The 23927-nt window shown below is 61.1% G+C and carries 28 protein-coding genes; 24 read left to right on the forward strand and 4 right to left on the reverse strand.

Features of this window, described 5'->3' with window-relative positions; all coding sequences use genetic code 11:
* The first annotated feature begins 61 nt into the window (after positions 1 to 61).
* The 15 genes from AC1ROT_RS05075 (at position 62) to AC1ROT_RS05145 (ending at position 12822) form a co-directional block, all read left to right on the forward strand.
* Positions 62 to 346, forward strand: a complete 285-nt coding sequence (locus AC1ROT_RS05075; RefSeq protein WP_492997547.1) for a hypothetical protein — start codon at positions 62 to 64, stop codon at positions 344 to 346.
* Between the two features lie 8 nt (positions 347 to 354).
* Complete coding sequence (locus AC1ROT_RS05080) at positions 355 to 1773, forward strand: TolC family protein (protein ID WP_492997549.1); 1419 nt, start codon at positions 355 to 357, stop codon at positions 1771 to 1773.
* A gap of 18 nt (positions 1774 to 1791) precedes the next feature.
* A complete protein-coding gene (locus AC1ROT_RS05085) occupies positions 1792 to 3090 on the forward strand; it encodes a multicopper oxidase family protein (RefSeq protein ID WP_492997550.1) in 1299 nt (432 codons plus the stop codon).
* A 30-nt stretch (positions 3091 to 3120) separates the two neighbouring features.
* Positions 3121 to 3633, forward strand: coding sequence for a cupredoxin domain-containing protein (locus AC1ROT_RS05090; protein ID WP_492997551.1), 513 nt, complete (start codon positions 3121 to 3123; stop codon positions 3631 to 3633).
* 14 nt (positions 3634 to 3647) lie between these two features.
* Positions 3648 to 3848, forward strand: a complete 201-nt coding sequence (locus AC1ROT_RS05095) for a hypothetical protein (RefSeq protein ID WP_492997553.1) — start codon at positions 3648 to 3650, stop codon at positions 3846 to 3848.
* A gap of 14 nt (positions 3849 to 3862) precedes the next feature.
* Positions 3863 to 4162 carry a copper-binding protein gene (locus AC1ROT_RS05100; protein WP_492997554.1) on the forward strand — a complete coding sequence of 100 codons (300 nt, stop codon included), beginning with the start codon at positions 3863 to 3865 and terminating at the stop codon, positions 4160 to 4162.
* 94 nt (positions 4163 to 4256) lie between these two features.
* The gene (locus AC1ROT_RS05105) at positions 4257 to 4775 is read left to right on the forward strand and encodes a copper chaperone PCu(A)C domain-containing protein (RefSeq protein ID WP_492997557.1); all 519 of its coding nucleotides are present in this window, start codon (positions 4257 to 4259) and stop codon (positions 4773 to 4775) included.
* Between the two features lie 75 nt (positions 4776 to 4850).
* Positions 4851 to 5219 (forward strand): hypothetical protein, encoded by a 369-nt coding sequence (locus tag AC1ROT_RS05110; RefSeq protein WP_492997559.1) that lies wholly within the window; start codon positions 4851 to 4853, stop codon positions 5217 to 5219.
* Positions 5220 to 5278: 59 nt separating this feature from the next.
* Entirely contained in the window at positions 5279 to 6559 is a 1281-nt protein-coding gene (locus tag AC1ROT_RS05115) for a TolC family protein (RefSeq protein ID WP_492997561.1), read from the forward strand.
* On the forward strand, positions 6556 to 7887 hold the full coding sequence (locus AC1ROT_RS05120) for an efflux RND transporter periplasmic adaptor subunit (protein WP_492997563.1): 1332 nt from the start codon (positions 6556 to 6558) through the stop codon (positions 7885 to 7887). Before AC1ROT_RS05115 ends, AC1ROT_RS05120 begins: the two co-directional genes overlap by 4 nt.
* A complete protein-coding gene (locus AC1ROT_RS05125) occupies positions 7884 to 11000 on the forward strand; it encodes an efflux RND transporter permease subunit (RefSeq protein WP_492997565.1) in 3117 nt (1038 codons plus the stop codon). Before AC1ROT_RS05120 ends, AC1ROT_RS05125 begins: the two co-directional genes overlap by 4 nt.
* 11 nt (positions 11001 to 11011) lie before the next feature.
* Positions 11012 to 11458: a DUF411 domain-containing protein gene (locus AC1ROT_RS05130; RefSeq protein ID WP_492997567.1), complete on the forward strand. Its 447-nt coding sequence runs from the start codon at positions 11012 to 11014 to the stop codon at positions 11456 to 11458.
* A gap of 31 nt (positions 11459 to 11489) precedes the next feature.
* Positions 11490 to 11972, forward strand: a complete 483-nt coding sequence (locus AC1ROT_RS05135) for a DUF305 domain-containing protein (protein WP_492997568.1) — start codon at positions 11490 to 11492, stop codon at positions 11970 to 11972.
* Positions 11973 to 12121: 149 nt separating this feature from the next.
* Positions 12122 to 12508 (forward strand): hypothetical protein, encoded by a 387-nt coding sequence (locus AC1ROT_RS05140; protein WP_492997569.1) that lies wholly within the window; start codon positions 12122 to 12124, stop codon positions 12506 to 12508.
* Positions 12509 to 12537: 29 nt separating this feature from the next.
* The gene (locus tag AC1ROT_RS05145; protein WP_492997570.1) at positions 12538 to 12822 is read left to right on the forward strand and encodes a hypothetical protein; all 285 of its coding nucleotides are present in this window, start codon (positions 12538 to 12540) and stop codon (positions 12820 to 12822) included.
* A 127-nt stretch (positions 12823 to 12949) separates the two neighbouring features.
* On the opposite strand, the gene AC1ROT_RS05150 is transcribed toward AC1ROT_RS05145, so the two are convergent.
* Positions 12950 to 14551 carry a hypothetical protein gene (locus AC1ROT_RS05150; RefSeq protein ID WP_492997572.1) on the reverse strand — a complete coding sequence of 534 codons (1602 nt, stop codon included), beginning with the start codon at positions 14549 to 14551 and terminating at the stop codon, positions 12950 to 12952.
* A 649-nt stretch (positions 14552 to 15200) separates the two neighbouring features.
* Positions 15201 to 15413: a hypothetical protein gene (locus AC1ROT_RS05155; RefSeq protein ID WP_492997574.1), complete on the reverse strand. Its 213-nt coding sequence runs from the start codon at positions 15411 to 15413 to the stop codon at positions 15201 to 15203.
* Positions 15414 to 15553: 140 nt separating this feature from the next.
* Here AC1ROT_RS05155 and AC1ROT_RS05160 point away from each other — a divergent pair, with 140 nt between their 5' ends.
* From AC1ROT_RS05160 to AC1ROT_RS05195, 8 genes are all read left to right on the forward strand, one after another.
* Positions 15554 to 15907 (forward strand): helix-turn-helix domain-containing protein, encoded by a 354-nt coding sequence (locus AC1ROT_RS05160; protein ID WP_492997576.1) that lies wholly within the window; start codon positions 15554 to 15556, stop codon positions 15905 to 15907.
* Position 15908: 1 nt separating this feature from the next.
* Positions 15909 to 16592: an ImmA/IrrE family metallo-endopeptidase gene (locus tag AC1ROT_RS05165; protein ID WP_492997578.1), complete on the forward strand. Its 684-nt coding sequence runs from the start codon at positions 15909 to 15911 to the stop codon at positions 16590 to 16592.
* A 144-nt stretch (positions 16593 to 16736) separates the two neighbouring features.
* Entirely contained in the window at positions 16737 to 16964 is a 228-nt protein-coding gene (locus AC1ROT_RS05170; RefSeq protein WP_492997580.1) for a DUF2188 domain-containing protein, read from the forward strand.
* A 60-nt stretch (positions 16965 to 17024) separates the two neighbouring features.
* Positions 17025 to 17495, forward strand: a complete 471-nt coding sequence (locus AC1ROT_RS05175) for a hypothetical protein (protein WP_492997582.1) — start codon at positions 17025 to 17027, stop codon at positions 17493 to 17495.
* Positions 17488 to 17991 carry a DUF7665 family protein gene (locus AC1ROT_RS05180; protein WP_492997583.1) on the forward strand — a complete coding sequence of 168 codons (504 nt, stop codon included), beginning with the start codon at positions 17488 to 17490 and terminating at the stop codon, positions 17989 to 17991. Before AC1ROT_RS05175 ends, AC1ROT_RS05180 begins: the two co-directional genes overlap by 8 nt.
* A complete protein-coding gene (locus AC1ROT_RS05185; protein WP_492997584.1) occupies positions 17933 to 18454 on the forward strand; it encodes a hypothetical protein in 522 nt (173 codons plus the stop codon). The genes AC1ROT_RS05180 and AC1ROT_RS05185 overlap by 59 nt, the downstream gene beginning before the upstream one ends.
* A complete protein-coding gene (locus tag AC1ROT_RS05190) occupies positions 18451 to 19791 on the forward strand; it encodes a ubiquitin-activating E1 family protein (RefSeq protein WP_492997586.1) in 1341 nt (446 codons plus the stop codon). The genes AC1ROT_RS05185 and AC1ROT_RS05190 overlap by 4 nt, the downstream gene beginning before the upstream one ends.
* Positions 19760 to 20335, forward strand: coding sequence for a hypothetical protein (locus AC1ROT_RS05195; RefSeq protein WP_492997587.1), 576 nt, complete (start codon positions 19760 to 19762; stop codon positions 20333 to 20335). Before AC1ROT_RS05190 ends, AC1ROT_RS05195 begins: the two co-directional genes overlap by 32 nt.
* A 4-nt stretch (positions 20336 to 20339) precedes the next feature.
* Here the strand turns inward: AC1ROT_RS05195 and AC1ROT_RS05200 are convergent, their stop codons facing one another.
* Positions 20340 to 20981, reverse strand: a complete 642-nt coding sequence (locus AC1ROT_RS05200) for a hypothetical protein (RefSeq protein WP_492997588.1) — start codon at positions 20979 to 20981, stop codon at positions 20340 to 20342.
* A 126-nt stretch (positions 20982 to 21107) separates the two neighbouring features.
* Here AC1ROT_RS05200 and AC1ROT_RS05205 point away from each other — a divergent pair, with 126 nt between their 5' ends.
* Positions 21108 to 22868 carry a hypothetical protein gene (locus AC1ROT_RS05205; protein WP_492997590.1) on the forward strand — a complete coding sequence of 587 codons (1761 nt, stop codon included), beginning with the start codon at positions 21108 to 21110 and terminating at the stop codon, positions 22866 to 22868.
* Here AC1ROT_RS05205 and AC1ROT_RS05210 read toward each other — a convergent pair.
* A complete protein-coding gene (locus AC1ROT_RS05210; protein ID WP_492997591.1) occupies positions 22865 to 23926 on the reverse strand; it encodes a TniQ family protein in 1062 nt (353 codons plus the stop codon). The genes AC1ROT_RS05205 and AC1ROT_RS05210 overlap by 4 nt on opposite strands.
* Position 23927 lies beyond the last annotated feature (1 nt).

Below are 23927 nucleotides of genomic sequence, written 5' to 3' on the forward strand. Positions count from 1 at the left end.
TCGTTCAACTTGATGAGGCTTTTCCATGTCTTCCTTGAGCTTTCGGTCAGCCCTTCTGGGCATGACCATCAGCCTTGCAGCGCAAGCTGCCTGGGCTGCAGAGCCGCCGACCGGTGTTCTCGACCCGAACGCACCGACCGCCCCGCTTCCCTATCAATCCGCCTTCAGCGGCTATAAGCGCCCGCAATTCGAGGGCAAGACCGATTGGCGCAAAGCCAATGACACCGTGCGCGATGTCGGCGGCCATATGGGTGCCATCAAGTCGGACAGCACCGATGAGATGCCGGCCAAGGCTGCGACCGATGCGTCGCCGGCGGCCGGCGGCCATGCCGGACACGGCAAGTGAGGCCCGTCATGATGAGCCAAGCCATCACCATGCGCCGCCTCACCGCGAGCGTTGCTCTTGTCGCCCTGCTGGGCGCCTGTGCCGGTCCGGTCGCCAACCGTGCCTTCGAGGAGGTCGCATCCACCACGGAACAGCGGATCGGCAAGAAACCGGTCTGGATCAAGTCCGAAGAGGATGAGGCCCAGGTCCGCAAGACCATCGACGACCTTCTGGCCAAGCCGCTGAGTGCCGATGACGCGGTCCAGGTCGCCCTCCTGAACAATCGTCGACTGCAAGGCAACTTCTCCGAGCTCGGCATCGGCGCTGCCGATCTGACCAGTTCCTGGCGGCCGGAGAATCCCGGTTTCAGCTTCGCCCGCCTGCGACGCGGCCAGGAGATCGAGATCGAGCGCTCGATCGGTATCGATGCGCTCAGCCTGCTGGTGTTGCCGATCACGGCCAGCATCGAAAGCCGGCGGTTCGAACGGACCAAGCTCAACACCGCCACCGAAGTCCTGTCTCTGGCGGCCCAGACCAAACGGGCCTGGTATGAGGCTGTGGCAGCCGAGCAGACCGCCAAATACGTTGCCCAGGTGCGCGAGAGCGCCGAAACCCAGGCCGAACTGGCGCGCCGCATGCGCTCGGTCGGCAACTGGAACACGCTCGACTATATCCGCGAGCAGATCTTCTATGCCGATGCCACAGCCCGCCTGGCCAAGAGCCGGGTCATGGCCACGGCCGCCCGCGAGCGGCTCGGCCGCCTGATGGGTCTGTGGGGCAAGGATATGGCCTACAAACTGCCGGATCGGCTGCCCACTTTGCCTGGCCGCCCGCGCAGCGTGGAGAATATCGAAGCCAAGGCCATCACCGAACGCCTCGATATCCAGATGGCCAAGGCTGACGTCTCGGCCCTGCAGAAGTCCTATGGCCTGACCAATGCGACCCGCTTCGTGAATGTCCTCGAAGTCGGTTTCCAGCGGAACAGCCAGAGCGAGGCCAAGGACCAGACCGGCTACGAGATCAGCTTCCAGGTTCCACTGTTCGACTTCGGCGACGCCAAGGCGACCAAGGCCGAGCAGTATTACCTGCAGGCAGTGCATCGCCTGGCCGATACGGCGGTGAATGCCCGCTCGGCTGCGCGTGAGGCCTGGCTCGGCTACCAGACCAACTATGAACTCGCCAAGCACTATCAGGACGAGGTCATCCCGCTGCGCCAGAAGGCGTCCGAGGAGATGGTGCAGCGTTACAACGGCATGCTGATCAGCGTGTTCGAGCTGCTGTCGGACGCCCGCGACCAGATCGCCGATGTCACCTCGGCACTGGAAGCACAGCGCGATTTCTGGATCGCCGATACCGATCTCACTTTCGTCACCATCGCGCCCGTCGAAGCCGGCCCACCGGCCGGTGGCGGCGCTGTTGCCGCTGCCCGCGCCGGCGGCGGTCACTGAACCCTTGGAGACATGACCATGTTTACCCGACGCAATCTCTTCTCAGCTGCCGCCACCGGCATCGCCGCGGCGGCCGTCAGCCGCTCGGCGCTCGCCGCCCTGCCGGAACCGGCCTATCCGGCCGGCCCCAAGACCGAGCCGCCGCCGCTGCCCAGCACCGGCCGGCCGTTCAATCCGGTCGTGACCCTGAACGGCTGGTCAGCGCCCTGGCGCATGAACGGCCAGTGGAAGGAATTCCACCTGGTCGCCGAGCCGGTCGTGCGTGAACTGGCGCCCGGCATGAAAGCCAATCTCTGGGGCTATAACGGCCAGTCGCCCGGCCCGACGATCGAAGCCGTCGAAGGCGACTGGGTCCGGCTGTTCGTCACCAACAAACTGCCGGAGCACACCACCATCCACTGGCATGGCCAGATCCTGCCCAGCGGCATGGACGGTGTCGGCGGCTTGAGCCAGCCGCAGATCAAGCCGGGCGAGACTTTTGTTTACGAGTTCCAGCTCAAAAAGTCCGGCACCTTCATGTACCACCCGCATGCGGACGAGATGGTGCAGATGGCCATGGGCATGATGGGCATGTTCATCGTGCATCCGCGCGACCCCAACCAGTACCGGGTCGATCGCGATTTCGTCTTCCTGATGAGCGCCTACGACATCGAGCCAGGTGCGGCGACGCCCAAGGTCGCAGAGATGACCAATTTCAATCTCTGGACCTGGAACAGCCGTGTCTTCCCCGGCATCGACACCCTGCCGGTGCGGATGGGCGACCGGGTGCGCATCCGGTTTGGCAACCTGACCATGACCAACCATCCAATCCACATGCATGGCTACGATTTTGCCGTCACCTGCACCGATGGCGGCTGGGTACAACCATCGGCACGCTGGCCGGAAGTCACCATCGACTGCCCGGTGGGTGCCATGCGGGCGTTTGAGTTCGATGCCACCAACCCGGGCGACTGGGCTTTCCACTGCCACAAGTCGCATCACACCATGAATGCCATGGGCCATGATGTGCCAACCATGATCGGCGTCGATCATCGCGGCATCTCCAAGCGCATGGTCTCGCTCATTCCCGACTACATGACCATGGGTGAGCGCGGCATGGCGGATATGGGCGAAATGGAAATGCCGCTGCCGGACAACACGCTGCCGATGATGACCGGCACCGGTCCCTTCGGGCCGATCGAGATGGGCGGCATGTTCACTGTCGTGAAGGTCCGCGAAGGCCTGGCCCGCGGCGATTACAAGGATCCCGGCTGGTACAAGAACCCGCCCGGTACGGTTGCCTACAAATACAACGGCGACGTCAACAAGCGCGGCTGAAGAGCCGTAACTCAGCAGAAGGAAAACTCAATGCTCTCGAATCATCGCAAAATGATGCTCATGCTGGTCAGCGGCACGCTCAGTCTGGCGGCCGTCGCCGTCTCCGCAGCGCCTGGCCATAGCGGCGGCCACGGTCACAACGACAAGAAGGGGGCCTACGATGGCCATGCCGCGGCCTTGGGCGAGCCTGGCGATCCGAAGGCCAACGCCCGGGTCATCAATGTCAACATGACGGACGAGATGCGCTTCAGCCCCGCGACCGTGATGGTCTCGCGCGGCGAGACGGTCAAGTTCGTGGTCAAAAACAGCGGCCAGCTCAAGCATGAGATGACGCTCGGCACCATGGATGAGCTGGTTGAGCATGCCAAGGTGATGGAGAAAAACCCGGAGATGGAACATGACGATCCCAATGCGGTCACCGTCGATCCGGGCAAAACCAAGACCATCCTGTGGAAGTTCACCAAGGCAGGCACCTTCGATTACGGCTGCCTGGTTCCTGGCCACATGCAGGGTGGCATGAAGGGCAAGATCATCGTCCGCTGATCAGGAAGGTCATCATGTCCAACATCAGTGCCGTCGTGATTCTTCTGGTCCTGGCCGGATGCGCCGCGCAGTCGAATCCACCCTTCCCGGTGGATGAGGCTGCCTGCGCGAAGGTCGGCCGGGCCGGCACGGCAGAGTACCGCCAATGCATCGCGGATCGAGTGGCAGCCTACGACGAGCGCTCGAACCGCTGGCGCGTTGAACAGTCAAACTGAAAAGGAGTTGCATCATGAAGAAGCTTATCCTCGCCGCCGCCGTGTTTCTGGCTCTTGGTGGAGCTGGCCTTGACGCTTTTGCCCAGATGACGGGTAAGGGCGAAGGCGAGATCCGAAAAGTCGATAGGGACGCGAGCAAGATCACCATCAAGCACGGCCCGATCGAAGCTATGGATATGCCTGGCATGACCATGGTCTTCCAGGTGAAGGATCCGAGCCTGCTGGACAAGGCCAAGGTCGGCGAGACGGTCAATTTTACCGTGACCAAGGACAGTGGTGCCATGGTCGTGACCTCGGTCGAGCCCAAGAAATAGGGGCCGGCAGAGGCCTCCCCTGGTCCGGATGGCGCCGTTGTGGGTCCTTCGGTCCACCACTCGGTCAGGGGAGGTTTTGCTGGACATCGCGCCCATGCCGTTAAAGCTTAATTCTGCTCCATTTCAAGTGACCAGCCGCATGAAGGCCTGGCGTGACCATCATCACGTATCTTGGCGTCACGCTACCTGGGCGCTCATGCTGTTCGCTCTTGTGCTGCTGCTCCCGCCAGCAGTTCGCGCCCATACCGAATTCGGCCCCCAGATCGATGTCGACCACGCTCTGATCGAGCCGCGGAACGGCACAAGTGCGGTCCTGAAATTCAGCATCCATAACAATACAGGCAGCATCATCCACCTGCTGCGGGTAGACACGCCGGTCGCGTCCGGCAGCCGGATCATGTTCAATGCCGGCGATGGGCGTCAGTTGCAATTGGACTCGCTCGGCGTGAAGCCGGAGCAGGTTCTGGATTTCGCCACATCTCATATGTGGGTCGAGTTGACCGGGCTGCGCGAGACGCTGCGCAACGGCATGCATGTTCCCTTGCGTCTCATTTTCAACGCCGGGCAATGGGTCGATGTTATCGGCGATGTCGGGGCGCATCATGACCATTGATGGCCACCGGTCCCATAATACCTGGCGGGCCTGCGTCACTTTGCCGTTCGGAAGCAGGCGGAGTCGGTGTAGACTATGCACATGACCGCCGGTTTGGCCAAAGCACTCCGTCTTCTGGTCGCCATTGGGCTCCTGCTGGGCCCGCTGGCGCCGATGAGCGCCAATTGTGCGCCGGCCAATGATGCTGGCGCGGCCCAGTCGGAAACCATTCAGGCCTCGGCATCAGGTCACGATTGCTGCGACGAAGCCGATCAGGCCGGTCTCGATGGCACTGCCGATCTGTCGAAATGCAAGGTTGGCTGCATCGCTATTCCGGGCGTGAGCCTACCCCCGCAATCAGCCATGACCCGGCTTAATGTTGTGGCTGAACCTTCATTCGCCGACCGCGGCATCGCCGACTGGCTGCCGCCGCCGCTTTACGATCCGCCGATCCTCCGCTCCTGACCTGACCCACGGCCCGGCCTGCCGGGCCATGTCCGACGTCTGGAGACGGAGCATTTTCCATGTTCAAACCTTTTGTATGCCGTGGTGCCATTGGCACCATGCTGCTGCTGATTGCCACCGCCGGTATCCCGGTCCTGGCGCAGCCGACGCTGGGACAGCCTGCTTTGGGTGGCGAGCTGTCCTTGCTGCTGGCGACGGCCCGCAACCAGCATCCCGATATCGCGGTCGCAGCGCTTGAGCGCGACATGGCGGCGGCTAGAGCCTCGGCCGCCGACAGCCTCGCGGATCCGACCTTCCGGGTCGAATTCAACGACAACACGCGCTCGTCCGGCCCGCTGCCCAATCAGCTTGGCTATCGCAAATACATGCTGGAGCAGAGCTTCCCATTGGGTGGCAAACGCGACTTGCGCCGCAGCATCGCAGATGCCGACACGGCGGACGCGCAGGCGCGCCAGGATCAGGTCGCCAATGAACTGGTCGCGCGGATCAAGGGCGTGCAGGCGCAGCGCTATCTCGCCCAGGCAGGTTTGCGCATTCTCACTGAGCAACGCGGCCTGCTGGATCGCACCGTAGAGGCGGCCGACCGCGGCTATGCACAAGGGCGGATCGGTCAGGAAGGCGCGCTCAACAGCCGCCTGGCCCGCAACCGGCTGGAAATCGAAATTGCGCGCCTGCAGGGCGATATCCGCCAGCTCGATGCCCGCCTGAACGGCCTGCTGGGTCGAGATACGAGCGCCATGTTGCAGCCCCCGTTCGGGCTGGCGCCGATGCCAAGGCCGGAGCGGTTGCAGTTCGAGAACCTCATGGCGGAAGCCTTCGACCGCAGCCCGCAATTCCGCCAGTTGGTCGCTCGCGGCACCGGCGCCGACACCAGGCGACGCCTTGCCGATGCCGACTGGGTGCCCGATGTCTCGCTCGGCGTGGGTACGATCGAGCAGGATTTCGGGGTGCGGGCCTACGAGGCCTACGTCACTCTGAACATTCCCCTGCGCGGCGGTCTGCGGGATGCCAAGAAGAACGAGGCGATTGCCGAGCAGAGCGCCGTCCGGGTCCGGCGCCTGGCGATTGAACTCGAATTGGCCTCGACTTTGCGCGAGATGCTGGCCGGTCTGGAGGCCCAGCAGCGCATCGAGAATTTGAGCAGCGGCAGCATTCTGTCCCAGGCGCGTGCGGCGCTGACCGCCCAGTTGCGCGCCTATGAGCAGGGCAGCGGCGGTTTCGCCGACCTGGTGCAGGCGCAGAGCCGGCTGCGCGAGGTCGAACTGGATGGCATCCGTGCCCAGGCCGAACAACGCCGGCTGCTGGCCGAAATCGAACGTCTGGTCGGAGGTGACCTATGATCCGCCCTCAATTCATCCTGGCTGGCGTCGCGATCGCGGCACTGGCTGGCGCTGGTGGCTATGTCTTGGGAACGCACGGCCTGCCGGGGGTATTTCGTGGCAAGGACGCGACCATGTCAGCCATGACATCGGCCCAGCCAGCCGGAGAAGCACCGAAGGCTGAAAAGAAGCTGCTCTATTACCGCAACCCGATGGGCCTGCCCGACGTCTCGCCGGCCCCGAAAAAAGACTGGATGGGCATGGATTACATCCCGGTCTACGAGGGCGAGGAAGAAGGGCTCGATCGCGGCATCAAACTGAGCCCGCAGAAGATCCAGCTGCTCGGCGTCCGCACGGAAGAAGCCCGCAGCCGCATGCTGTCGCAGCCGGTGCGCGCGACCGCAAGCTTCCAGTTTGACGAACGCCGCCAGGTCGATGTGACCCTCAAATACGAAGCCTGGATCGAGAAGCTACTTGTCAACGCCACTGGCGAGCCGGTCAAGGCCGGCCAGACCATGATGCTGGTCTACAGCCCGGCCATGGTACAGGCCCAGGAGGAATACCTGCTGGCCGCACGCCTGCGCGATGAAACCCCTACAAATGACCAAGCTGCGCGCAATGATGCAGATCGCCTCGTTCAAGGCGCGCTTTCCCGCCTGCGCAATCTCGACCTGCCCAAAGCCGTCCAGGACCGCCTGCTGCGTAGCGGCCAGGTCAGCCGGCAATTCGCCATTGCCGCCCCCATGCAGGGCCTCGTGATGGACAAGGCCGTGGTCGAGGGCATGCGCATCATGCCGGGCGAGCGGCTTTACCGCCTGGTGGATGACAGCCAGCTCTGGCTGCAGGCCGAGGTGTTCGAGCAGGATCTGGGTCTGATCAAGCCGGGCCAGCCGGTCGAGATCGCGGTGAACGCCTATCCAAATCGTAAGTTCGCCGGCAAGGTCGCTTTCGTCTATCCGACGGTGAACCGCGAGACCCGCACCGCCCGGGTGCGGATCGAGGTGCCCAACGCGGATGGCGCGCTCAAGGCCGAAATGTACGCCTCGGTGCTGCTGAATACCCAGGCGACCACCGAAGAGACACTTGCCATACCCGATAGTGCGGTGATCGACAGCGGTCGGCGTCAGATCGTCATCGTCGATATCGGCATGGGCCGCTTCGATCCCCGCGAGGTCAGGCTGGGCGCACGCGGCGACGGCTATGTCGAGGTGCGCGACGGGCTGGATGAGGGCGAGGCCGTGGTGGTGCAGGCGAACTTCCTGCTCGACGCCGAAGCCAACCTGAAAGCTGCCCTGCAATCCTTTGCGCCGCCGCCGGCAGGACAGTCGGGTCAGGAGACGCCGAAATGATTGCCGCCCTGATCCGCTGGTCGACCCGCAACATCTTCCTGGTGCTGTTTGCGACCCTGTTCCTGAGTGCGGCTGGCCTGGTTGCACTGAGCCGCCTGCCGCTCGATGCCATTCCCGACCTCTCCGACACCCAGGTGATCGTCTACACCGAGTATCCGGGCCAGGCACCGCAGGTGGTCGAGGACCAGGTCACCTATCCGCTCACTTCAGCCATGCTGAATGTGCCCCGCTCCAAGGTGGTGCGCGGCTTCTCTTACTTCGGTGTGTCCTTTGTCTATGTGATTTTTGAGGAAGGCACCGACCTCTACTGGGCCCGCAGCCGGGTACTGGAATACCTGAACTTCGCCACCAAACGGCTTCCCGCTGGGATCACGCCGGCCTTGGGCCCGGATGCGACCGGTGTCGGCTGGGTCTACCAGTATGCCGTCACCGGAGCGCAGAAGACGCTGGCCGAGTTGCGCAGCTTTCAGGACTGGAATATCCGCTACCAGCTCGCCAAATCGGACGGCGTGGCTGAGATCGCGTCCGCCGGCGGTTTCGTCAAGCAGTATCAGGTCGTGGTCGATCCCCGCAAACTGCAGGCCTTCAACATACCGCTTGAACGGGTCGCCGAAGCGATCCGGCAGAGCAACCGGGATGTCGGCGGCCGGGTGATCGAGATGGCCGAAACTGAATTCATGGTGCGCGGTCGCGGCTACCTGCGCAGCCTCGCCGATATCGGCCAGATTGTCCTGAAAGCTGAAGGTGGCACGCCGGTACGGCTGTCTGATGTGGCCCGCATCGAGCTGGGGCCGGACGAGCGCCGCGGCATCACCGAGCTGAATGGCGAAGGCGAGGTGGTGAGCGGCACCGTCATCCAGCGGGCTGGCCAGAATGCGCTTGCCGTGATCGACGGGGTCAAGGCGCGCATCCATGAAATGAAGGCGAGCCTGCCCGAGGGCGTCGACATCGTGACGGTCTACGACCGCTCGGAACTGATCCGGCGGGCAGTTGCCACGCTCAAATCCACCCTGATCGAGGAATCGGTCGTGGTGGCGCTCGTCTGCTTCATCTTCCTGCTGCATGTCCGCAGCGCGCTTGTCGCCATCGTCACCCTGCCGGTCGGTATCCTGATCGCGATTATCCTGATGGAGACATTCGGCATCACGTCCAACATCATGAGCCTGGGCGGCATTGCGATCGCCGTCGGCGCCATGGTCGATGCCGCCATCGTGATGATCGAGAATGCCCATAAGCGACTGGAACGGGCCGGCCCGGATGCCGACAGGGTCAAGGTACTGACCGAGGCAGCCGTCGAGGTCGGTCCGTCGCTTTTCTTCAGCTTGCTGATCATCACGGTATCCTTCATACCGATCTTCGCGCTCGAAGCGCAGGAAGGCCGGCTGTTTAAGCCGCTGGTCTATACCAAGACCTTTGCCATGGCGGGCGCAGCCCTGCTCTCGGTGACACTCGTGCCGGCGCTGATGGTGTTGCTGATCCGCGGCAGGATCGTTCCTGAGCACCGCAACCCGGTGAACCGGCTGCTCATCGCAGCCTACCGGCCGGTGATCGACCTGGTGCTCCGCGCCAAGGGACTGACGATCGCGATCGCCATTCTGGCTCTGGGCTTGAGCTGGATTCCGTTGTCCCGCATCGGCACGGAATTCATGCCGAACCTGAATGAAGGCACTATCCAGTATATGCCGGTCACTCTGCCGGGACTTTCGATCGCCAAGGCGGCCGAACTTCTGCAGACCCAGAACAAGATCATCAAGAGCTTCCAGGAGGTGGAAAGCGTCTTCGGCAAGGCGGGCCGGATCAATTCGGCGACCGATCCGGCGCCGACCGAGATGTTCGAGACCGTGATCAACCTGAAACCGCAGTCGGAATGGCGGCCGGGCGTGACCGTCGACAGCCTGATCCGGGAGATGGATCAGGCGCTGCAGATCCCCGGCGTCTCGAATGCCTGGACCATGCCGATCAAGATGCGCACCGACATGCTCTCGACTGGTATCCGCACCACGCTTGGCATCAAACTGTTCGGGCCAGACCTCGCCGAACTCGACGGCCTTGCCAGGAAGATCGAGACCAGCCTGCGCAAAGTCCAGGGCACGTCGAGCGCCTTTGCCGAGCGCGTGATCGGCGGCTACTACCTCACCATCGAGCCAGACCGCCTGGCGCTCGCGCGGCATGGTGTGACCGTCGACACCTTACAGAATGTCATCGCCATGGCGCTGGGCGGCGAACTGGTCACCAGCACAGTGGAGGGCCGGGAGCGCTATGGCGTGATCATCCGCTACCCGCGCGAATTGCGGTCCAGCCCCCAGGCCATCGCCCGCGAAGTCCTGGTGCCGTTGCCCAATGGCGCCATGGTGCCACTCGGGCAACTGGCCAGCACCAGGCTGGAACAGGGGCCGACCGGGATCCGCACCGAGAATGCCCAGCTCGCGGTCTATGTCTTTATCGACATGCAGGGCCGCGATATAGGTTCATATGTCGCCGACGCCCAGGCGCTGCTGGCCCGCGAGGTGCAGTTGCCCAAGGGTGTGACGCTCGCCTGGAGCGGCCAGTATGAGTATCTGGAGCGGGCCAAGCAGCGCCTCAGCGTCGTCGTACCGGCGACGCTCTTCGTCATCATGCTGCTGCTCTACCTCAATTTCCGGCGCATGACCGAAACCCTGATCGTGATGCTGAGCCTGCCCTTTGCCCTGATCGGCGGGCTCTGGCTGATGGACTGGATGGGGTTCAACTTCAGCGTGGCAGTCGCCGTCGGCTTCATTGCGCTGGCTGGCGTCGCCGCCGAAACCGGGGTGATCATGCTGATCTACCTCGACCACGCGCTGCGCGACCGGCAGGCGCTCTGTCGCACCGAAGAGCGTGCCTTTACGAAAGAAGACCTGCGGGCGGCGATTGTCGAGGGCGCCGTCGACCGCGTGCGACCAAAGGCCATGACAGTGATCACCATCATGGCGGGCCTGCTGCCGATCCTGTGGATCACTGGGACTGGCTCGGAAGTCATGCAACGCATCGCCGTGCCTATGATCGGCGGCATGGTGTCGTCCACCTTGCTTACCCTGATCGTTATCCCCGCGATCTATGCCCTGATCAAGCAACGCAACATTCCAAAGATGTGAAGGAGACCACCATGAACCGTCGCGCTTTTCTGATGCTGACCCTTTCAGCCACGGTACTTCCCATCGTCCCGGTCCGGGCGATGGAGGCCATCCATGTGCTGAAAACCTCGAGCTGTGGCTGCTGCAACGCCTGGATCACCCATCTGCGCAAGGCCGGTTTCCAGGTCACGGCCAAGGACGTCCCAATGGCCGTCCTCAACCAGGAAAAGCTCAATGCCGGGCTCACGCCGGAGCTTTCCTCCTGCCATACCGCCCGGGTTGGCGGTTATGTGATCGAAGGCCATGTCCCGGCAGACGACATCAAGCGGCTGCTGCTGGAGCGGCCGGACGCACTCGGCCTGACGGTGCCCGGTATGCCCGAAGGCTCGCCCGGCATGGAGACCGGAGAGACGGACGCTTATGAGGTTTTGCTGTTTGCCAAGGGCGGAACGGCGACGGTCTATGCCCGTTATTCATAGACCGGTCTGATCACGGTCCTGGAGACATGCCATGGCGCATCATTCGCACGAGATGCATAAATCCCACTACTTACGCTTCGCCGCCGAACTGGCGGTCGATTTCGTCATCATGTACCTGGTCATGTATACCATGATCAATTCGCTTTCGAATTTCCATTTTAACCTCAACAACGTCTACATGACCCTGATGATGGTCGCCCCCATGGCTCTCGTCATGCTTGTCGCCATGCGCTCGATGTTCCCCATACAGCGTCTGAATTGGACGATCGTTGCCGTGGCCGCACTTGTATTCATCGGCAGCTATGTCGGCATGCGCACACAGGCAGCCGTCGGAAATGCCGAATTCGTGCGCTCCATGATCCCGCATCATTCGGGCGCCATCCTGATGTGCCGTGAGGCCGCAATTACGGATGCGGAACTGGCCGATCTGTGTCAGCAGATCATCAAGAGCCAGCAGGAGGAGATCGACCAGATGGAGCGCATCCTGCTCCGGCTTTCGAAACGCGCCGCCTGACATTGGCGCCGCCACGGCAGACCCGCATACGTTCTTATGATGGGTGATCTTCTGCCGAAAAATCAATTGTGACCCCCATCCACCGGAGTTAACTTCGCCCGGACAGGCAACGCCTGCGCAGGCAAGATCAGGCAGGCAATGGGGAAAACATGGCGACATCGGCCATCGGAAAAGCTGTGGCCTTGAGTGAGGAGCAGCTTAAAAAACTCACCGCGATCGAAACTCGTGCCCGTCAGGCATCCGAGATTATCACCAATTACGTCGTGACCTACGACCTCAACAGGGAAGCAGATTATTCGCAGGCCCGATCCGAGGTCATCGACGCCATCCACTCGCTCGACAAGGACGCGGTTCACCTCACCACGACCACCTGGCTGATACGGTCTGGGAAACTGCTGCTACGGGTCTTCTCAACCATCGCTGACGCCTGCGACGGCAACGACAATATCGTCGTTATCCGGCTCGGGGCATCCGTCGGCTACGCCAAGAAGGGGCCGCGTTACTTCAAGATCAGTGCACCGGCACAGGCCGCCTGAGCGACAGTATCCCAACGATAGGAGCGACCATGGCTTCATTCACCACGCGCGTCATCCTGCATGACGCCGATGACGACGACTATCTCCTGCTACATGAAAAGATGGATGAAGAAGGTTTCTCGACCATCATCGTCAGCGACGATGGGACGGTCTATGAGCTTCCGCCGGCGGAATACAATTACGAAGGCGAGATCACTCGCTCAGATGTGTTGGCCAAGGCCAAGTCCGCGGCGGCGGCAACGAAGCGGAAATACGGTATTCTGGTGACGGAAGCCAAAGGCCGCAGCTGGAGCGGGCTGAAGCAGGTGAACTGACACGCGTTTTCATCCAAGTGCCAGGCTGATCAAAGCGCGGGGCAGAACTGGTCCCGCTGTCGCTTGCGGCTTGGCCCTCGGATTTCGTTCGACCTGGAGAGCCGTCACGATACTGGCGAAACGCGACCTATTGTCCGCGAATCTTTATTTTATAAGGCTGATCGTCGCGGCAAATGCGCTTCGCCTGATCATAAGGCCCGTAGGGATCACCCTGCATCGGAAACCACCGCGACGCATAACCAGGGGCATGGAATATGGAGCGGCTGCTTTCCCACAGATTGCTGGACGTCGCATCTATGACGGCATGGCCGAGAATGGAGGCGTCGCTATCGGCAAGGTGATTGAATGAATCAAAACTTCCGAATTCCGTAACCCAGACCAGCCGCGGCAGATCGTGCTGATAGATGAACGCACGAAACTCCGGCGTCATTGTGTTGGCAAGAATCCGGTTCTTGTAACGCCACCCGTATGTCAGATAGGTCCGCGCGATAAGCCGGTGGTTTACAAAATCCTGGCAGAACCGATCCCCCAATCCGGCCGATTGGCCAAGACCATCTGCATTCTCGGCTTTGATTGCAGCCCAGTCCCGATTGTAGGAATTCACCATGTCCCAGGCGATGCGCTCGGCCGCCTCGGCCGGGATGTACACTTTCTCCGGCAACGGGACGATGAGATACATGATATTGCTGAGCGTATAAGGCGTATTGGCGTATGGCTGCCCATTCCCTCGCGGCATCAGCAGGTTTACGCCGCGCTGATCGTCATTCACGAGAAAGTATTCGCAATATTCTGCGCGCGTGGCTCTTTCGGGAAGCGGATACCTGTCAGGCAGGACGCATCGCACCATGCCGGTCGCGATGACTGCATGCGCTTCCGTCATGCCGTTCTCCCAAGGAGCAAGGACAACAATGACCGGGATGCCGGAATCGACATAGCGCTGGATAATTGTTTCCGGCCGCAGCTGGGCAGGCCAGATCGGCCGGCCATTGGCAACCGAGGCGCGGTACAGCAAAGGAATGCGGTCCATTTCCCGCAGCGTCCGGACCATGCCTTCAATCGTCAAACCGCCCGATCCGGCTGGAACATGCGATGACGTTACCTGATCAATGACCCTCGTTGCGGCTTCCGTGATGTCGGGCACCGACCTCCAGGGCCCATGATGCTCGTGATGAAAATGCCGGCCCGCCATCCAGATCGAGGCCTGGGCACAGGCGCCGGTACGCCGATCCTGCTGTGTGTATGCCAATGCCTCGACGGCAAGTTTGGCGCCCAACAGGTGCGCTTCATGCTTTGTCCTGACCAGAAGATCGCATTGCATATCCGGCAAGGTCTTCTGGCATTTCAATATGACCCGTCCAAGCGGCGCATGATCGATCGGGCGCAGGACGATATATCCGATATACTGGCCCTCGTTGCACAGCCCCTCAAGGCCATTGGCGATGTCTCGGGGATCTGGAAGGGCGATGATCTGATCAATCGCAGCCGAGAAGAAATGCACGCGCCGACAGATTTTCGTATGGCGCTTGAATACCTTTGAATAGAAGGTGGAGAACTCGGCCGTGAAATCTCGATCGAGATATTCCTCCTCGATGATGGCCGCGATCGCACCGGTATCTCTGGCGGATTTGAGGATGGAATCGACAGCAAGGATCTTTTTGCGTCGATCGATGCTCAGGTGCAGATCTTCCCACTCGGCGTCGTTTTCTAGTTTTGTTGTTGTGATCGCCATCGTCAGCAGGACAGTCTGAAATCAGTGCGTTCCGTAGATGGAAAAAGGCAGCCTCTCGGCTGCCTTTCTACCAGAGATCGGTCGCAATGCTAACCGATCATCACAATGCTCAGCACGTCGTCGCTATCCGATCCTTACCGCAATACTATGGTATTCAGCGTCACGACGATTTGCTTCGATTTCCTCGATGGCTTCGCGCGCATCGTCACTGACCTCCCAGCCCAGGCCTGGTGCCTGCCCGTGTTCGGAGGCCAGCGCTTCTTCCGTCTGAAGAGGAAGAGGTTGGCCAACGCGTTTCGGGTGCATATCTGTCTCACTCTCTCCGATTCGATTTTAGATCACCACAACATGTTGAGGGGATTCACGAATCTCCTCTCAATATGTCGTTCTCCTCCGGTGTAACACCTTGTTTGTTGCACATGTGGTCAAGCCCTGCAGCAAAAAAAAGCGTAACCCCGCGCTAATCACAGCCATTTTGAGCTTGCGCCCTGGCAGTCGACCGCCGACTCCGGCTGAGCAACATGCTCCGGACACAAGCCAACGCTGTGGTCAGCGGAGAACAAATGAAGTGCACGCCCTGCCGTATCAAGACCAACGCGGTTGAGAATTTTTCACGCTTCACTTCAGTGTGCAGACTTCGCCGCTGAGGTCATGTCGGGTAGCGCTTTTTCAAGAGATCGAAGCCTTCTCTGAGCAGCTCCGTCATCGACCGACGATGCGTGGCGGCAAAGGTCTTGAACTCGGTATGGAACTCGATTGAGACCTTGAAATTCATGGCCTTGTCGTCAGGCGATGAACCGCGCGTGCGCGTCGCGCCGGCCGAGCCGCCGTCCGCCTTCTTCCCACGAATGCTCTTGCCCATTGGCCCCGGCGACCGTCATGTCGCTGCAATAAATAAAGAAAAGAGGAATTACATAAATAAAGAAACAGCGGTTGACAATCCCGAAATTCGGACTACGCTAATCAGCATATCCGCTGAACTCCCGTTTATTCAGGTGCCCAATGCCTTCGACTTCACGTCAAGCCGATGACGTCTCCACATTCGGCCGCGCCATCAGCAAATTCCGCAAGGAGAAAGGCTGGAGCCAGAAAGAGCTCGCGGCGCGCATCATTCGTGAAGATGGCGAAGCAATCTCGCCGCAGTATCTGAATGACATCGAGCATGATCGTCGCAGCCCCACCTCTGACCATATCGTTCGTCAATTCGCCTCGGTCCTCGAGGTCGAAGCGGAGTGGCTGTATTACCTTGCCGGTCGCTTCCCAGACTATGTGCGCGAGCGCAAATATACGCGGGAGGAACTGAACGAGCTGATGGTGGCCTTCCGCTCGCCGGCACCAAAGTCCAATCGGAGCTAGCGTGAAGTCCGTCCCTGACAGGACCGGCCGCTTCAAGATGCGGCCGCACTATGACCCGATTGAACTTGATCAAAGCTGCGAACGGATCGTCACCGATTATTTGAAGCAGCGTTATGGCAAGGTCGAATTTCCGATATCGACGGACGATATCACCTGCCTCATCGAGCGCGACACTGACGATCTCGACCTATACGCAGACCTGACGCAGTGGGGCCCTGAAGTCGAAGGCATCACCGAATTTCGGCGCAATGGAAAGCCCCGCGTAAAAATCTCCAGGAAGCTGTCCGAAGATCCGCGGATGGAAAACCGGCTGCGCACAACGCTGACCCACGAGTACGGTCACGTCTGCTTTCACGCTTACCTGTGGGATGAGAAGTTCCAGAGCAGTTCCGAAGGGCGCGAGCGCGGCGTTGATCGGCAGATCTGCATGCGCGAGGGCATCATCAATGCGCCCCAGGTCGACTGGATGGAGTGGCAGGCGGGTTATGCCTGCGGCGCCTTCCTGATGCCGAGGACTCGATGCCGCAAACTTGCCGAAGAGTTTCGAGCCGGAATCGGCCAGGCGACGGAGGCACCGGTCACTCCTGACCAAGCCGTCAGCATGATCGACAGGGCGCGGACCGCATTCCAAGTCTCGGCGGACGCCGCCCGTGTCCGGCTTTTAAAGCTTGATATTATTAAGTAATTTCTAGTTTTCCTTAGCATTTGGCTCCTGGCATTCAGGCCCGTTAACCATGGCCTTGACAAAAGCTTGGCCACAAAATACGCTAATTAGCGGATCGGCAGTTTGCCGTTCTTTCTGAAGCTTGAACATGGAGGGCCAAGGCCCATGACCGACAAACGTAACCAGCATGTTGTGCCCCACGCCGATGGCTGGGCCGTGAAGGGCGCCGGGGCCGAACGCGCCTCCGCCGTCCTGCCGACCCAGGCCGAGGCGATCGACCGCGCCCGCGAGATCACGCAGCGCCAGGGCACCGAACTCTTCGTCCATGGCCGCAACGGTCAGATCCGTGAGCGCGACAGCCATGGCAAGGACGATTTCCCGCCGCGGGGCTGATCCGACGCCAGAAGCGGAACGCCCCACCCAACTCTTTTCCCGTCTAGCAAGGAGATTCCCATGAAGACGCGTATCGAAGTTCAGATCGAGGACCAGCCGAACCCCGACCTCCTCGAGGTCGAAGCCGAGACCGGCCAGGACATCCGCAAGGCGGTGCTGGCCAAGGCCGGCTTCGACGAGGCCTACATCTTCCAGCACGACACCGATGTCGATGTGGGCGATGAGATCCTCGGCAAGAAGGCCGTGGTCCTGGTCCTGCACCGCTGCAAGAAGATCATGGTCTCGGTGCAGTATGAGCACGAGACCAAGACCAAGAAGTTCACGCCGGCGGCGACTGTCAACCGCGTCCTGCTGTGGGCCGTGGGTCGCAACGGCTTCAAGCTCGACCCCGACGCCCGCAGCAAGGCGAACCTCATCCTGCCCGGTGCGGATCAGCCGCTGCCGCGCGGCGATGCGATCGGCAAGTATGCCGACAAGAAGAGCTGCAGCCTCGTCGTCTCGCTGACGCTCAAGGACTTCAATAATGGCTGATCTGCCGCCCGATCAGGCAACCCTGGAAGCGCATCTCGATGGGGTGCGCTTCCTCCAGGGCATCGAGGACGGGCGCTGGATCGTCCAGCATTATCAGTTCCCCGACCTCTATGTCCGTGTCATCGGCAAGGACTTCGCCAGCGGCCAGGTCTTTGCCCATGACTTCCACTTCGAATGCCGCGGCTTTCCGGCAACAGCACCTTTTGTCGAGCGCTGGGCATTCGGTGATGGGCCGACCTTCGGCCAGCGCCCGCCGGCCCCGACCGGCTCGCCCGGCTTCACCAATGCGCTGAAGGACTGGGGCGATCACGGCACGCATGGTGGCATCTATCTCGCCTGGCAGCGCCATGCCGCCGTGCATAACGGCTGGACGCAGAAGCGCCCCGACCAGGCTTGGCACCGCAACCGCCCGCTCGTCTTCATTATGGAGAATCTGCATGCTCTCATGGCTGAACAGGCTCAGCACATGGCTCTTCAGCAGCCCGTGCCGGCTTAAATGCGATCCGGCGATCTGGGCGGCTGGCGTTCGTGAGCTGGAACGCCGCACTTTGGGCGGGCGCCGCGAAAGCGGTGCCTTCCTGCTCGGCCGTCCCGAAGGCCAGGCCAAACGCATCCTTGAATTCGTCTTCTACGACGATGTCGATCCGCATGCCCTCGACACCGGCATCGTGCATATCACCAGCCCGGCGCTCTCGAGGCTTTGGGCGATCTGCCGCCAGCGCGGCTACGGTGTAGTGGCCGACGTGCATGTCCATCCCGGCAGCTACCTGCAGAGCCAGTCCGACCAGGACAATCCGGTCATGTTGCGGGCGGGCCACTATGCCCTGATCATTCCGCACTTCGCCCGACGCGAGACGCTGCCGGGGGGCATCGGCATGTACGAATTCCTGGGCAATAGCCGCTGGCACACCCATACCGCCAGCGGACAGCGCTTCTTCAAATTGGAGGCATCGCGATGACCATCCATCTCCGTCGCTCCCGCATCGCCAAGGCGCTGACCGATGTGCCGGGAGGACCGGATTTCGAGAAAGCCGAGGCCCAACTGGCCACGATCCATGTCGGCGTCCTGCTCAGCCCGGACCTTGCCCGCACCGCCGCCGGCCAGGCCGCCGCGCTGACTGCGATCGCAACTGCCATGAAATGCTTCCAGCAGGCCACGCTGGTGCTCACAGAGGATGTGCTCCTGCTGCGCCCGCTGCCGATCGGCAAGAGCTTGATCGAGGTTGCCTGGGCGCTCGGCGCGTCGATCAGCACCACCCCGTCGCCGGGGATGACACATGGCATCGCCATCGGCCTTCCGGCCGCCATGCCCATTCCCGATGACCAGCCGGCCTTTGTCAGCTGCTGGTGGGATGGCTGGCTGGCGGGCCTATCTCCGGGCTGGGATCCACGCCCTTGTGGCCGTAGCGCCAATCCGCTGGCCGGTGCGTTTGCCGGGGCACTGGCCGTCCGCGAGGCTTTCGCCGCCCTGCGCAAAGATCCCAAAGCCGGCCGCCGCGAGGTTACAGTGTCGCTCTGGGAGCCTTGGAACCCGCAGGCGGATACCGGACCCGACCAGGTGTATATGCCCGATGACCTCTGGTTGGTGGGCCTGGGCCATCTCGGTCAGGCCTTCCTCTGGACACTCGCCTTCGTCCCCGGTGCAGGCCGGCTGGTCCTGCAGGACGATCAGACGGTGAATGAGGAGAATATCGATACGGGCCTGATCAACAGCCTGGAGAGCCTGGGCCGGATGAAGACCCGGGTGGCCCAGCACTGGATCGAGGCCGCCGGCTGGTCCGCCCGGCTGGTCGAGCGCCGCTTCAACGACGATCTCCGTCCCACCGAGCATGAAGCACCCCTGCTGATTTGCGGCCTGGACAATGTCGTGCCTCGCATGGGGCTGGCGAAAGCGGGCTTTGCGTACATGATCGATGCCGGCGTCGGCCATGGCCCGGTTGACTTCGAAGGCATCCAGGTCCGCGTCCTGCCCCAGGGCAGCAGCCCGGAGCGCTACTGGACCCATCCTGCCAACGACAAGGATGTCGACGCCGTGATGCGCCTGCCGGCCTATCAGGAACACGAGCGCCAGCATGACGGCTGCGGCACCTTTACCCTCGCCGAGGCAAGTGTCGCCGTGCCCTTTGTCGGTGCCGCGACCGCGGCGCTGACGATTGCCCAAGCCATGCGGCTTGCCAGCCTCAAACCCGCGATGAGCCTGTTGCAGATGGAGCTCGGCGCCCCGGCCATGACTTCGTTCAGCGATCTGCATCCCAGGCCTGAGCATGGCCTGGGCGGCTTCAGGGTCGCCGTCTGATCTCACCCACTCTATCGATCATAAGGAAATGGCAATGAAATACTTCCCTCTTGTCCAGGCCGGCATTGCTCTGACCGGCGTCTTCGTCAGCTACATGGCTTATTCGAACACCGAGAAAGTCCTCGATATGAATACTGCCGCCGCCAGGCCGCGGATCGATATTGTCGAGGAAAGCCTTATTGACCTGGACGGCAAGCTCCATCTGATCGTGGCGTTCGAGAATGCCGGCACCCATCCGGCCAGCCAGTTCCGCATGCCGATGCGCGCTTACAATGAGAAGTATGAAGAGCGCTTTGCCGACCATGCCGAGACCAACAACCTGATCAACCCCGGCAAGACCAGCCGCATGATCCGCATCCCGGTCGCCAACACGGATGACTTCAGGCATATCGTGGTGTGCCCGACCTATCAGGATCTCAAGGGGAACCGATTCTCCGACCAGTATTTCTTCAGCCAGCAGGCGTCCAATGGCAATCGGCCCGTCTATGGCAGCATGGAGCAGGCCGATATCGAAAAGGTCAAAGCAAAGCTGAAATGCGACTGATTCGTCAGTAACCGAGCGCCTTGCTGGACTTGGACGCAACGTCTTCGTCCCGATGGACCTGCTGCCACCGCGCATACCAGCGCTCGAAATTGGCAGCGATGCCCATGGCCTCGACCAGGCGACGCATGCGCGTCAACGAAAGCCCGGCCAGGTCGATTTGATCCGCTGCCGGCCCCAGCCCCCAGCCGTGCTCCCCATAACCCGGGTTACGCATGGCAAAATAGATCCAGTCACAGATAGCCCGCTCGGCCGTGGCGCAGATAAAACGGCCGCAACGATCGAAGCTTCGATCGATATTGTCCTCATCTGCGCCAGCGTGAAAAACGGCAGCTTCCATGCCGAGAATTTCAAACCGGCCCAGTCCAGTCTGAATGTCGCGCGCCGCGCCATCTGGCTCGACGATGAAGAAAGTGCCCGGCAGGGTGGTGTAAACTGGGCCTTCGCTCAAAACCCAGCGGCCAGTGAGACGTCCCGATGGCGCCAGGAAAGGCAAAAGCTCCGCTCCATGTACCTCCGGCCGCACATTGATCCGAAAGAACAACTCTCCTGTTGCCCGCCTATAGGCATGTGAGTTCCGCCGATAGACGGCGGCATGGTCAGGGCGTCTCAGGTCGAGGATACGAGGCAGACCATTCATGCGGGTCATCGCGCTTAGCCCTCAACTCGCATACAGCTTTAGTCAGAAGAAGGTGCGGCGAATTTCTGCCGCAATTCTGCCGTCCTGGGGACAAAAGCCATTGTCATCAACCTTAGCCGGCAAGCGAGCAGAACCATGACGGGCGATCTCCAGTATAACAGGGGGCAGCACATACCGCAGAAGAAAAGGCGATCCCGCCGGGCCCAACAGGGCCAGTTCCTGCTGCCGGACCTGCAGGCCTATGAGCAACGCTACCTGCAGGTAACGGGAATTGGCCCGTTCTTCCAGGATGGCCATCTGCCCGAGACCCAGTGCGAGATTACCCTGGCTGAACTCAGTCGTGACGCCGACGGATTCCTGATCGCTCTGCCGGAAGAATTCGCAAAGGTCACGGTAGGCGTCGGACTTCTGCCGGCGATCGGCTGGGGCAGCATATTTCAGGGCGAACATCTGCAACGCCAGATGCACGCGGTTTTGACCAGGCGAGTGGCGGCCACACTTCGCTGCATTGCCCCTGATGAACGCCTGGCCGGATCTGATCTGAAGACCATGACAGGTGGCGCCGTTACCGGCCCGCTCTACGAACTCTTCGAAATTACTCAGACCTATCCGGAGCCTTGCGACGAAAACCGCGTCTACCTGCCAGTGGTGGAACTGATCCGCTACTTCTGGTGTGTCAACAGCCGGCTGTCCAAACGCGTCTTCGATGGTCTGCTGGGGCTTCACAACCAGCATGAGACGATCTTCAGCCCCCAGACGTCGACCTGGATTGCGCCCGACCTGTACCGGGTCGATGCGGGCCGAGGCCTGACCGACAGCGAACTTTACACCATCCTGCGCTATTGCACCGCCCCCCAGGGCAGGGAGGCCTGGCGGTCGGTTTTCCGATCCCTGCAGGCGCAGGATATCCGTCAGAAGCCAGCCTATCCCGATATGCCCTTCGCTTTGCCGCAGGAAACCCAATGGGACTATGATTTCATCTCGGCCTGGGCAGACAGGAGATACAGTCACTCGGGTTCGGTCGGCGTAAAGCTGATCCAGCGCTTGCGTAACATTGACGAACAGTGGAAACCGCCGCGCGTCCTCGTCACGCTCCCCGATGAGGACCAGACCTCGGCAGGGCAAAATGGCGGCGAAGATGTCATTTTCCACCGGAAGCCGCGCCGCACAGGTCCACTCGTTTACGAGGCGCAATCACCATCGCGCCGCAGGGCGCTTGCGCTCAATGTTGAAGGTGACTGGCTTTTCAACCGCCTTGTAGAACGGATCGACATCAAGCGGCCGCTGGCGGGCGGCGCCGCAATAATCCAGGCTCTCGAAGTGCCTGACGAGGCCACATACCTGGCCTCCACGGCCGATGGTGGCTGGCATCAGACCGACGTCGGCGCCTTATCGGTCAAACCGTTGCAGGCCGAGACCTCCGGCGCGATTCCCGATCGGCTCGACCAGCTTATGGAAATTCTAAAACATCTCAGCCCATATGGTTATGAAACCCGGCTAGTCCCGACGCCCTACACGAACACCGGCGTCGAATGGGTCTTTCCGAAAGTTAAAGCGTTAAACGGACGCAATTGGTATTGGAGCCTGGCACGAAACAGGCCCCGGCGATTCCTGATCGCCGAGATCATCAAAAATGATGTCACACACTACCTGTTCGATGCTGAGATGGATGGGCAATCGGATTTCAGGTCCGCCGGCATCGTCACCAGCCACGATGGGAAGTGGCAAACAACCCGCTTATTTGACGTCGCAACACAACTTACCTTGGCAGCCGGTAGATGGTCTCTTGTTGGAAAGAAAATCGATCTTTCCACATGGCGGCATACAGAAAGCGATTCCCTAAAAAATGCCGCGCGGTCTTTGTCCGTTCGCCTCATATCTATTGTGGAGTCCTAAAGTCGGGCACCTCGGAAGCGAGGATACGGCTTTGATGCCAGGCGTTGCTTTTCAAGACATGCACGAGCGTCGCGCTTTCGAATACAGCTCTCCTTGTATGGCGGGCGAGCGAGGTATTCCTGCGCGACCTCCATAAATTCCGATGGCAGGTCATGCCCGTCCTTGATGGCCCAGCTATACCAGAAGGCAGATGCCCGGCAGACCTCAACAAAGGTCTTTGGCCAGCTCGTGAACAGCCGGCTCGCCAGCATCATCAGGTGATACCGCCAGACAACTCCCTGATCCTCGAAATCTTCTGGCATACTCTGTGCCTGGAATGGCAGATCGAACTGCTCCGCCACCGCGCTTCGCAACATCGCACCCCGCGCGTCCTGCGCCAGCAGCCTCAGGATGTGACGCAGAATGTCGAATATGGTCAACGCGGGGACAGTCGCTTCGCCCAGGGCGCCGCAGTCCTCAGTCAACACATTGGCAAGGTAGCGCTCGAAGCCAATTGCCATCGAATCTGCCTGGATAACAGGCGCTTTGGTCAGATCAGCCCGACACATGTAACAAAGGCGCATGGCCTTGGCCCGGTGAAAGACCACCCGGGTGCCGCAGCCAGGACAGCAGTCGTGAAGGCGAACATTATGGATCGGGCAGGTCGTCACCCAGGCAATCCGCCAGGTCTTTCGAAAATAGGCATCGGCCGATAGACATAGTGGACAAAACTGCTGCCCGCGGCGCCGGCGATCGCGATGGAATACCCCAACATGCAGGATCAGCCGCGGTACCGCGGAACCATGGCGTGCACCGAACAGGCGCCCTTCCAGTGCCGTCAGTGTCGTCTCCCAAGCATCCGCAAAGGATGTGCCGGTGCCCTGGGCTATCCGGGCCACAAAGAGACGATCAGCGACCTGGTCGACATCGCGGTTCCAGATCTGGCGGTTCGGCCAGACAAGATGGCAGAAGGTGTGCAGACGCGGCGCATTGCCGAGCGCGAGGCGACAGAGCCAGGAGGAGAGGATTTCTCCGGGCTTCGGTTTCGGATGATACAGCCAAAGCGCGTCCTGGGTCATA

The organism is Ferrovibrio sp. GW821-FHT12E11, from assembly GCF_058806975.1.